8 protein-coding genes are annotated in these 11,010 nt (G+C 71.9%); 2 read left to right on the forward strand and 6 right to left on the reverse strand.

The features are described 5' to 3' along the window. On the forward strand, window positions 1–692 hold a 692-nt coding region (locus ACWEBX_RS34405; RefSeq protein WP_451888682.1), incomplete at its 5' end, for an SDR family oxidoreductase. A 24-nt stretch (window positions 693–716) separates the two neighbouring features. On the opposite strand, the gene ACWEBX_RS34410 is transcribed toward ACWEBX_RS34405, so the two are convergent. The 6 genes from ACWEBX_RS34410 to ACWEBX_RS34435 form a co-directional block, all read right to left on the reverse strand. Next, window positions 717–2,231 (reverse strand): SDR family NAD(P)-dependent oxidoreductase, encoded by a 1,515-nt coding sequence (locus tag ACWEBX_RS34410; protein WP_451888683.1) that lies wholly within the window; start codon window positions 2,229–2,231, stop codon window positions 717–719. A gap of 102 nt (window positions 2,232–2,333) precedes the next feature. Next, window positions 2,334–3,662, reverse strand: a complete 1,329-nt coding sequence (locus ACWEBX_RS34415) for a wax ester/triacylglycerol synthase family O-acyltransferase (protein ID WP_451888684.1) — start codon at window positions 3,660–3,662, stop codon at window positions 2,334–2,336. A gap of 155 nt (window positions 3,663–3,817) precedes the next feature. After that, window positions 3,818–6,148 (reverse strand): GH92 family glycosyl hydrolase, encoded by a 2,331-nt coding sequence (locus tag ACWEBX_RS34420; RefSeq protein ID WP_451888685.1) that lies wholly within the window; start codon window positions 6,146–6,148, stop codon window positions 3,818–3,820. Window positions 6,149–6,447: 299 nt separating this feature from the next. Then, window positions 6,448–7,677 carry a glucose-1-phosphate adenylyltransferase gene (gene glgC / locus ACWEBX_RS34425; protein WP_451888686.1) on the reverse strand — a complete coding sequence of 410 codons (1,230 nt, stop codon included), beginning with the start codon at window positions 7,675–7,677 and terminating at the stop codon, window positions 6,448–6,450. Window positions 7,678–7,760: 83 nt separating this feature from the next. Beyond that, window positions 7,761–8,912 carry a glycogen synthase gene (gene glgA / locus ACWEBX_RS34430; protein WP_451888689.1) on the reverse strand — a complete coding sequence of 384 codons (1,152 nt, stop codon included), beginning with the start codon at window positions 8,910–8,912 and terminating at the stop codon, window positions 7,761–7,763. Between the two features lie 265 nt (window positions 8,913–9,177). Then, window positions 9,178–9,909, reverse strand: coding sequence for a (2Fe-2S)-binding protein (locus ACWEBX_RS34435; RefSeq protein ID WP_451888687.1), 732 nt, complete (start codon window positions 9,907–9,909; stop codon window positions 9,178–9,180). 228 nt (window positions 9,910–10,137) lie between these two features. On the opposite strand from ACWEBX_RS34435, the gene ACWEBX_RS34440 reads away from it, so the two are divergent. Further along, window positions 10,138–11,010, forward strand: an 873-nt coding sequence (locus ACWEBX_RS34440; RefSeq protein WP_451888688.1) for a DMT family transporter, incomplete at its 3' end; no start/stop codon positions are given.

An 11,010-nucleotide genomic window follows, 5' to 3' on the forward strand; every position in this document is an offset into this window, starting at 1 on the left:
CCACCGTGGACTCCTGCGGCACCACCGACACCACGATCCGCTCAGGCTGGCCCGCCGCCGCGTTCGTCGCTCCGCGCGGCCCCCACGCATACCCCCTGCGCACCTTCGGACGCCTGGACATCGTGGTCAACAACGCGGCGACCAACCAGCCCTACGGCCCGCTCATGGACGCCGACCCGGAACGCTGGCGCGAAGCCTTCGCCGTGAACGTAGAGGCGCCGCTGCGCCTGGTGCAGTACGCCTGGCGGTCCTGGATGGGCGAGCACGGCGGGTCCGTGGTCAACGTCTGCACGGAGGGCGCCGCACACGTCGGCCCTCAGATCGGGGCGTACGGCACCAGCAAGGCCGCCCTGCTCCATCTGACCCGGCAACTGGCTGGCGAGCTGGCCCCGAAGGTGCGGGTCAACTCGGTCTCCCCCGGCCTCGTCCGTACCGAGATGGCCCGCTTCGTGTGGGAGGGCGCCGAGGCCGGACTGGGCGCCTCGCTCCCGCTCGGACGCATCGGACGGCCCGAGGACGTCGCCGCCGCCGTGACCTGGCTGGTCTCCGACGCGGCCGGGTGGATCACCGGCGCCGACCTGCTGGTCGACGGGGGCACGCGCGTGAGGGCGGCCTACTCCGGCGCCCCCGCCGCACCCGTCCAGGAACGGCTGCGGCAGCGGACCCCCGGCATACGAGGGTCCGCGCCGTAGGGTGTGTCCGCCCTGGCCGCAGGCTCACCACTTGCCGGGCGCGTAGTCCTTCATGAAGACGCCGTACAGGTCCTCGCCCAGCTCGCCGCGGACGATCGGGTCGTACACGCGGGCCGCGCCGTCGACGAGGTCGAGGGGGGCGTGGAAGCCCTCGTCGGCCAGGCGCAGCTTGTCGTAGTGCGGGCGCTCGTCGGTGATCCAGCCGGTGTCGACCGAGGTCATCAGGATGCCGTCGGTCTCGAACATCTCCTGGGCGCTGGTACGGGTCACCATGTTCATGGCGGCCTTCGCGGCGTTCGTGTTCGGGTGACCGGCACCCTTGTAGCCGCGGCCGAACACGCCCTCCATCGCGGAGACGTTGACGACGTACGCGCGCCCGGTGGACGCCGTACGGGCGGCCTCGGCCATCTGCGGCCGCAGCTTGCTGATCAGGATGAACGGCGCCGTGTAGTTGCAGAGCTGGGTCTCGAGCAGTTCGACCGGGGAGATCTGCTCGATGGTCTGCACCCAGGTGTTGCTGTCGACGACGTCGGGGAGCAGGCCGCCCGCGTCGATGGCGGTGCCCTCGCGGTGGCGGACCACGCTGGCGTTGCCGGCGACCAGGGCGAGGTCGGCCACCTTCTGCGCCTCGAGGCCGGAGACGCCCACGGGCAGCGCCTGCAGTCCGTCGACCGCGCCGGAGTTGAATGCGCCGATGACGTGCTGGGCGGGCAGTTCACCGGCCGGCAGCGGGGCGCTCTCGGCCTCGACGAGCGCGGAGTAGGCGGAGGGCAGCCGGCGCACGGTCTGCGTGGCGTTGTTGATCAGGATGTCGAGCGGGCCCTGCTCGGCGACGCGGTCGGCCAGGGCGACGGCCTGGGCCGGGTCGCGCAGGTCGATGCCGACGACCTCCAGGCGGTGGATCCAGTCCGCCGAGTCGTCCATGGCCTTGAAACGGCGGATCGCGTCGTTCGGGAAGCGCGTGGTGATCGTGGTGTGCGCACCGTCACGCAGCAGGCGCAGCGCGATGTACATGCCGATCTTGGCGCGGCCGCCGGTGAGCAGCGCCCGCTTGCCGGTGAGGTCGGTACGGGCGTCGCGGCGCGAGCGGTTCAGGGCGGCGCAGTCCTGGCAGAGCTGGTGGTAGAAGTAGTCGACCTCGACGTACCGCGCCTTGCAGGTGTAGCAGGAACGCGGGCGCTGGAGTATGCCCGCGATCTTGCCCTCCTCCGTCACCGACGACGGCAGGATGCCCTCGGTCTCGTCGTCGATGCGCTGGGCGGAACCGGTCGCGGTGGACTCGGTGACCAGCTTGTCGTGGGCCGTCTTGGCGGCGCGGCGCTCCTGGCGGCGGCGCTGCTTCACCATGCGGTAGATGCCGGCGGTGGCGCGGCGCACGGCGATCGCGTCGGGGTGGTCGACCTCGATCTTCTCGAGTTCGTCGAGCACGCCGAGGCAGACGGCCAGCCGCTCCGGGTCGATGCCGGGACCGAACGCGACGTCCGCCACATCTGTCGTGTCCACGGCGGGGGTAGCCCGGCCGTCCTCTGTCACCGTCATCGCTGCTGCCGTTCCTCGGGTGGTGCGCCGCGTTCGAACCGCGCTCGCTTTCGAAGGCGGAATTTTACGGACCAATCGCGCGCGGCACCAAACCCGTCGTGATCATGGCGTGCAGGCGGTGATCAGTACGCGCACCTCCTCGGCCAGGGAACGGGCCAGCAGATCGAGGTCGGGGACGGCCTCGGCGTCGGCCACGAGCCCGTAGTGGACCTTCCCCCGGTACGTCGAGACGGCCACCGCGAGGGCCTGGCCGCGGGCCAGCGGGGCGAACGGATAGACCTCGGTGAGCGGGCAGCCGCCGAGCTTCAGGCCGAGGCTGGGCAACGGCACGCTGGTGACGAGGATGTCGAACAGCAGCCGGGCGGCCTGGCCCACGACGGGCCCGCCGATCCGGTGTCCGAGCGGCGGCACGTGGTCCGCGAGCAGCGCGACGGCGCCCGCGCCCCGGTTGGGTCCGGCGTCCTTGTTCCGGTCCATCGCCGTCCGTACGGCACGCAGCCGCCCGAGCGGGTCCGGGTCGTCGACGGGAAGCCGTATCAGGTAGCCGGAGAGCCGGTTGCCCTGCGGGTGAGCCGTGCGCGGCCTGCGCCGGGAGACGGGGATCAGGGCGCGCGGGGAGACTCCCTCGCTGCCGTCGCCGCGCTCGTCGAGCCAGCGGCGCAGCGCGCCCGCGACCACGGCGATCAGGACGTCGTTGACGGTGCCGCCCACGCTCTTGCGGACGATGTGCACGTCGTCGAGGTCGACGACCACGCCGGCGGTGCGCCGGGTGCCGGTGGGCGCGGAGGTGAGGGCGGGCGAGGACTGCGCGGTGAGGGTGGCGCGGGCCACCGAGGTGCCGATGTCGAGGGCGCGGCTCACGTCGGAGAGGGTGCCGCGGACCAGTCCCGGCAGCTTGCGGACGTCCGGGAAGAGCCCCCGGGGCGGTTCCGCGGGGCGCGGGCGGGGTTCCGGCAGGTCCATCGGGTCCATGATGGCGGCGGCGAGCATCAGGGCCCTGAGCCCGTCGGCGAGCGCGTGGTGGAACTTGAAGAGCACCGCGAACGACGTGCCGTCCTCGCCGGGCAGCACATGCGCCTCCCACGGCGGCCGGCCGCGCTCCAGCGGGCGTTCCATGAGCCGGCCGGCCTCGGCGTGGAAGTCGGCGGTCGGCTTGTGCAGCAGGACGTGGTCCAGCGGCTCGAAGTCGGGCGCGGGCTCGCGGGCGGCGCCGCCGAAGGCGAGGGGTGCGGTGGGCTGCCAGACGTCGCGGATGCGCATGCGCAGCCCGGGGACGGCGGCGGCGCGGGCCGCGAGCAGGTCCGCGGCGTGGGCGCCTGCGGTGGGCGAGTGCGCGGCGAAGACACCGAGTGCTCCGAGGTGCATCGGGTGCCGGTCGGACTCGATGTTCCAGAACGCCAGGTCGAGTGGTGCGAGGAGGTCGGAGATCAAGGGCTTGCTCTCGCGTCGACGACGGGTGGACGTGCAGTCAAACCCGTACAGGTGATTACGGTCAAGTACGATCAAGTTACGCACAGTTAACAGCGCATTAAGTCCCGCCCCTCCGAGGAGGGGCGGAACTCATTCTCCTCAGTGCATGCCGGGTGTCACTTCAGGACCGGCGGCGCGGCGGTGGCCGCCGTTCCCCACTCGGACGGCTCCGAGCCGACCGTGAAGCGGAGGGAACGGATGCCCTTCAGCGTGCCGGTCGTCAGATACGTACGGCCGTACGGCGAACCGTCGAGGCGGGCCGACCGGATGTACCGGTCGGTGTCCGAGGTGCCCGGCGCCGTGACCGTCAGGGCGCCGCGCGGGTAGTAGCGCCGGTCGAGGGTCAGGTCGACCCGCTCGAAGACGGGCGTGGACAGACCCCAGGTGTCGTATCCGGGCTGCACCGGGAAGATCCCGATGGACGACAGGACGTTCCAGGCGGACATCGTGCCGAGGTCGTCGTTGCCGGTCATGCCGGTCGGCGCGTCGGTGAACAGGGTCAGCGCCGCGTGCACGACGTCGGTCGTCTTCCACGGCTGTCCGGTGGACAGGTAGGTGTACGGGGCGATCAGGTCGGGCTCGTTCTGCGGGTTGTACTTGTCGGCGTTGTAGTAGGCGTACGGGCCGTTGACCCAGACCTCGCGGGCCGTCTTCGCGGGGTCCTGCAGCAACCGGTCGTAGGCGAAGAACGAGTCGAGCCGGTCGTTCGCGGCCTGCTTGCCGCCGATCAGGCCGATCATGCCCGGCAGGTCCTGCGGTACGAGCCACTGGTACTGCCAGGCCGTGCCCTCGTGGAAGGCTACGCTCTGGGCCGGGTCGACGGGCCCGGTGAAGGCTCCGGCGCCGTCCCGGGCACGGAAGAAGCCGGTCGAAGGGTCGTGGATCGCGCGGTAGTTCTGGGACCGCGCCAGGTAGCGCGCCGCGTCCTCGGTGTGGCCGAGGTCCCGTGCCATCGCGCCGAGCACGGCGTCCGACAGGGCGTACTCCAGGGTCACGGAGCCACCGTGGTCGTAGTCCGAGTCGCCGGACTTCGCGTGCGGACGGCCCTTGAGGTACGGGGCGAAGCCGTTCGCGATGTACTCCCGGTTCTCCTCGCGGCCCACGGCCGGCGAGTCGGCCGGCGGCACGCCGTCGGCGTTCTTCTTCAGCGCCTGGTACGCACGCTCCTCGTACCCCTTGAGCAGGCCCTGCTGGTAGGCGTTGGTGAGGAACGGGGTGACCGGGTCGCCGGTCATGATGTTCGTCTCCACCGTGCCGTAGCCCCACTTGGGCAGCCAGCCGCTCTCCTCGTCGATCCTGATCACCGAGATCGCCATGTCCCGGGCCTCGCGGGGCGCGAGCAGGGACAGGAGCTGCGACTGGGTGCGGTAGGTGTCCCACAGCGACCAGTTCTGGTAGTACGTGAAGCCCTTGGCGCGGTGGATCCGCCGGTCCCAGCCGGTGTAGCGGCCGTCGGCGTCGCTGCCGATGTTGGGCGCGAGGAAGGACCGGTAGAGCGACGAGTAGAAGGTGCGGCGCAGCGTGTCGGTGCCGCCCTCCGCACGGACGTCGTCGAGCCGGTCCTCCCAGGCGTGGCGGGCGTCGGCGCGGACCTCGTCGAAGGAACGGCCGCCCTCGGAACGGAGGTTGACGGCCGCTCCGCGGGCGTCGACGTACGAGAGCGCGGTGGTCGCCTCGACCGTGCGGTCCTCGGTGGTGTCGAAACGTACGAAGGCCCCGGTGCGCCCGGTGGTGCCGGCCGCCTTCGCGGCGCCGGTGACGGTGTCGCCGTTCCAGGTGCCCGAGGTGGTGAACGGCCGGTCGAAGCGGGTGACCGTGTACACCGTGTAGGGCTTGGTGGCCTGGCAGAAGCCGCTGCCGGTGATCTCCGTGCGGACGGTCCGGTCGTCCAGGATCTCGACCTTCGTGGCCACCGTCCTGTGCAGCGACTGACCGGCGTTCAGCAGCACGTTGGCCTTGTCGGTGGCCGGGAAGGTGTAGCGCTGCACCCCGGTGCGCGCGGTGGCCGTCAGCTCGGCCTCGATCCCGGACTTCAGGTCCGCCCGGTAGTAGCCGGGGTGCGCCTCCTCGGTCTCGTGGCCGAATTCCGCCGCGTACTGCGCGTCGTCCGTCCGGGTGATGTCCCCCGTGGTGGGCAGCACGGGCAGGTCGCCGCCGAGACCGCAGCCGACGCCCGAGAGGTGGACGAGGGAGAAGCCGCGGACGTGGTTCTGGGAGTGGTCGTAGCCGGTGTTGTGGCCGGTGTCCGGCGAGAACTGCACCATGCCGAAGGGCACGGCGGCGCCAGGGTAGGTGTTGCCCTCGTTCTGGGTGCCGATGAACGGATTGACCAGGTCGGTGAGTTGGCCGTCGCGCGGCTCGGCGGCCTGTGCGGTGGGCAGGGCGAACAGCGCGGACGCTGTCACCAGTCCCGCCGTGCACAGGCGCAGGCGCCGGGTCCATCTCATGCGGGAGACCTCCGGTGGGTGATCGACATCGTTGTCCTCATGCATGGTCGGGGCGGGGGACCCGCTTTCCGGGCAACCGGAGGGAATCCCGCGGGACGCGTCGCGCCGGGGCGCGGTACGCCGGGACCATCCGAACGATGACATCGTTGTCAGGTTGTACAACGTTGTCATCGGCGGCAGTTGGCATGACAGCACGGGGTTCCGCGGCCCGTCCAGGGACATGACAAGCGGGGTCCGACAACGGCCGGAAGTCGCCGTGGACGGACCCCTGCGGCCTCTCGCGAGGTCCGTGAAGCCGGTCAGGGCACGCGCTGGCCCTTGCCCAGGGCGATCACCCCGGCCTTGGACACCGTGTAGAGGTCGGTGTCGCGTTCCGGATTGACGCCGATCGTCGCACCCGGCGGTACCTCGACGTTCTTGTCGAGCACCGCGCCGCGCACCACGGCGCCCCGCCCGATCTTGACGTTGTCGTGCAGGACCGAGCCCTGCACGACCGCACCGGGGTCGACGACCACGCCCGGTGACAGCACCGACCGTGTCACCTGCCCGCGGATCAGGCACCCCGCGCTGATGATGGACTCGCTGGCGATGCCGCCCGCGTTGAACCGCGCCGGCGAGAGCTGCCCCGAGCTCGTGTAGACGGGCCAGCTCCGGTTGAACAGGTTGAACGCGGGACGCTCGGCGATCAGGTCCATGTGGGCGTCGTAGTACGCGTCGAGGGTGCCCACGTCACGCCAGTAGCCCTGGTCGCGGGTGGTCTCGCCGGGCACGTGGTTGTCGCTGAAGTCGTAGAGCTGCGCCTCGCCCCGCTCGGTGAGCGCGGGCAGGATCGAACCGCCCATGTCGTGAACGGAGTTGTCGTCCTCGGCGTCCCGCTGGAGCGCCTCGACGAGCGCCTTGGTGGTGAAGACGTAGTTGCCCATCGAGGCGAAGACGCACTCGGGGTCGTCCGCGAGGCCCGGCGGGTCGGCGGGCTTCTCCAGGAAACCGCGCACGCTCTGGCCGTCGGAGCCCGGGCTGATGACCCCGAAGGAGGACGACTCGGCGCGCGGCACGCGTATGCCGGCCACCGTCACGCCGGCCCCGCTCTCGATGTGCTGGGCGAGCATCTGCCGGGGGTCCATCCGGTAGACGTGGTCGGCGCCGAACACCGCGACGTACTCGGGCTGTTCGTCGTGGATCAGGTTGAGCGACTGGAGGATCGCGTCCGCGCTGCCGAGATACCAGCGGGGCCCGAGCCGCTGCTGGGCCGGAACGGGGGTCACGTAGTTGCCGAGCAGGCTCGACATCCGCCACGTGGTGGTGATGTGCCGGTCCAGCGAGTGCGACTTGTACTGCGTCAGCACGCAGATGCGCAGGATGTCGGCGTTCACGAGATTGGAGAGGACGAAGTCCACGAGGCGGTACGTGCCGCCGAAGGTCACCGCCGGTTTCGCCCGGTCCGCGGTGAGCGGCATCAGCCGCTTACCCTCACCGCCCGCCAGTACGATTCCCAGCACCGAAGGTCCACCGCGCCCACCGCGCCGCATGCCGCCGCCCCTCTACGCCCGGTGGGGCCGTGCCCGGCTGCCCGGGCCCCGCCCCGTGTTCCGAAGTTCGCCTGTCTGAACGGTTACCCCGCTTTGAGGACTTCCTCGTACAGCCGGACGGTCCTCCGCGCCACGGCGTCCCAGCCGAACTCCCCCACCGCACGCCGCCGTCCGGCCTCGCCCATGCGCCGTGCCGCGGCGGGGTCCGCGAGCACGGAGTCCAGAGCCGTCGCGAGCCCCGCCTCGAAGTCGCCCTGGAGCGGCACGAGAAGGCCCGTCTCGCCGTGCTCGACCACCTCGGGAATGCCGCCGACGCGCGAGGCCACCACGGCCGTTCCGCAAGCCATCGCCTCCAGGTTGACGATGCCGAGCGGCTCGTACACCGAAGGGCAGACGAACACGGCCGCGTGGGTGAGCAGTTGGATGACATCGGGCCGCGGCAGCATCTGCGGGATCCAGTGCACGCCGTCCCGCACGGCGCTCAGCTCCCGGTACAACTCGCGGAACTCGCGGTCGATCTCCGGGGTGTCGGGGGCGCCCGCGCACAGCACCACCTGGGCGGCCGGGTCGATGTCCCGTACCGCGCGCAGGAGATGGGGCACCCCCTTCTGCCGGGTGATGCGGCCGACGAACAGGATGTACGGGCGCGCGCTGTCCAGGCCGATCCGCTCCAGGACCTCGGTGCCGTGGTCGGGCCGGTACAGGGTGGTGTCGATGCCGTTGTGCACGACGCGCACCCTGGCCGGGTCCAGGCCCGGGTAGCAGCCGAGGATGTCGTCGCGCATGGCGCCGGAGACGGCGATCACGGCGTCGGCGGCCTCGACGGCGGTGCGCTCGGCCCAGCCGGAGAGGGCGTAGCCGCCGCCGAGCTGCTCGGCCTTCCAGGGCCGCAGCGGTTCGAGCGAGTGGGCGGTCATCACGTGCGGAATGCCGTGCAGGAGCTTTCCGAAGTGTCCCGCGAGGTTCGCGTACCAGGTGTGGGAGTGGACGAGGTCGCGGCCTTCGAGCGCGGCGGCGATGGAGAGGTCCACGGAGAAGGTGCGCAGGGCGTCGTTGGCGCCGTCGAGCGCGTTCCAGGGCCGGTGGCGGACGACTCCGCCGGCGGCGCCCTCGCCCCAGCAGTGCACGTCCAGTTCGGTGAGGGCCCGCAACTCCCTTGCCAGGAACTCGACATGGACGCCCGCACCGCCGTAGACGTCCGGCGGATACTCCCGGGTCAGCAGTCCCACGCGCACACAGAACCCCCGTCCTAGCCGGCTGGTGCCCCTCATGGTCACTCAGTTGAAGCCGATACGGAAGACCGCGACAGTCGCGCCCGCGCCGGGTCCGGTGGGATGCCGGCGCCGGGGTCCGCCGGCCGCCGGCGTCCGGCCCGTCGTACGCCGGTGCCGGATCGGGTGGACGACGGTGCCCGATCCGGCAGGCGACGGCGCCGGGCCCGGCGGGGCGGCCGGGTCGGCTACGGCGGGGCGCCGGGTCGGGTGGGGCGGAACCGGCGCGTCAGGACCGGCCGGGAGCCGGGCGTGGTGGGCGCTCGAAGCAGCAGTCGCCGCAGACTCCGCCGCCGGGCACCCGGTAGTAGAGGCAGCAGCTCCGGCGGCGCAGCGTCCTGGGGTCGAGGGTGCCGGAGAGGTCGGGGTGCGCGAAGATCGGGCCGGCCAGCGCCCTGGCCCGCTCCCCCACGTCCGGGCGCCGGTGGGCGAGCGCCCAGCGGTCGAGCTGGCGCACGGTCCCGGCCAGGGCGGAACCCGCGTTGCCCCACAGCAGGGCGGGTGAGACCCGGTGGCGAGCGCGCAGGGCCGCGCTCAGCGGTACGAGGAGCCCGGCCCGCACGACCGCGTCGAGATCGGACACGGGCCGGAAGCGGACCTCGCGGAGCCACAGGTCGTCCGGAGCGCCGGCGTCCGGGTCCCAGTGCAGCAGCTCCGGATCGAGGTCGGGCAGCCGGCCGCAGAGCGCGGCGGCGCCGAGGGCGATCGACCAGAAGCGGGCGGCGAGACCCTGCTGCGCCACCGAGACCGCGACCCGCGTCTCCGGCGCCCGGATACTCTGCGCGACCTTCCGGACGCGGAAATTCATCGGATCTCCGTAAACCTCCGAGGGTGTCCCGGATCCGGGGTCCGCGCAGGCGCTCGCGAGGGTGGGCAGGGCGCCGCCCGGGGGTACGCCGGTGCGTAGTACGGAGAATCCGCCGAGCGCGTCGAGCGCCGAGAGCCGGGGGTCGAGGTCCACGAAGACCAGTAGTACCAAGACCCCTAGGGGTGACCACCAGTGGATCGGACCGTGGTGTCGCCCACCCTGGGGAGGACACCGGGCGATTCGTACTCCATCGGCAGTAGGACCCATTGACTGCTCAGGGACGACGACGAGAACTAAATCGCACGGCATCGTTGTTTGCATGGAAGCCGACCGTTCGTCGCGCCGGGGCGCCGCTCCGCGCCGTACGCAGAGGAGGGACTCATGAGTGCACTCGCTTTGTCCGTGGTGCTCTCGTTCGTCTCAGCCGTCGCGTACGCGGGCGGCGCGATCATCCAGGAGCAGGTCGCGGTGACCTCTCCCGGCCAGACCTACGCTCCGTTGCGCCGGCCGGGCTGGTGGGCGGCCGTCGCGCTGACCGGTGTGGGCGGGCTGCTGCACGTGGTCGCCCTCGCCTTCGGCCCGCTGAGCCTCGTACAGCCGCTCGGCGCGCTCACCATCGTCTTCGCGCTTCCGATGGCGGCTCTGTTCGTCGGCCGCAAGGCCGGTGCCGCCGCCTGGCGCGGCGCGATCATGGCCACCGTGGGTCTCGCGGGTCTGCTGTCCCTGGTCGGGGCGTCCGACGCGCAGTCCCTGAGCCATGCCCAGCGCCTGGCGCTGGGCGTGGTGTCGGGCGGCGCGGTCGCGGCCCTGATGGTGGCGGGGCGCGCGGCGCACCGGCACCCGGCCGTACGCAGTGTGCTGCTCGCGGTCGCGGCGGGCGTCGCCTTCAGCATGTCCTCCGTGTTCACCAAGACCGTCGCGGTCGACTGGTCGCGGCACGTCTCGCTCGCCGACCTGTCGAGCCTCGCGGCCATCGGTGCGTTCGCGACGGCCGGCATGCTGATCTCTCAGGCCTCGTACCGAGGTGCCGGCCTGGAGGCGCCGCTGGCCACGCTGACGGTCGTGAACCCCGTCGTGGCGGCCGCCGTCGGCATCACGATGTTCGGCGAGACCTTCCGCTACGGCACCGTCGGCACCGCGCTCGCCCTGGGCTGCGGCGTCGTCGCGGCCGGCGGTCTGATCCTGCTGACGACCGAACGGATCAGCAGCGGCGAGCGGCCCCTGGCCGCCGCCCCCGAGGCCGAGCCCGCGGCC

It is taken from the genome of Streptomyces sp. NPDC005070, assembly GCF_053600395.1.

Bases quoted from the DNA above. Each gene is read 5' to 3' on its own strand.
- ACWEBX_RS34410 (WP_451888683.1), bottom strand. From the start codon at position 2,231: ATGACGGTGACAGAGGACGGCCGGGCTACCCCCGCCGTGGACACGACA.
- ACWEBX_RS34420 (WP_451888685.1), bottom strand. From the start codon at position 6,148: ATGAGATGGACCCGGCGCCTGCGCCTGTGCACGGCGGGACTGGTGACA.
- glgC (WP_451888686.1), bottom strand. From the start codon at position 7,677: ATGCGGCGCGGTGGGCGCGGTGGACCTTCGGTGCTGGGAATCGTACTG.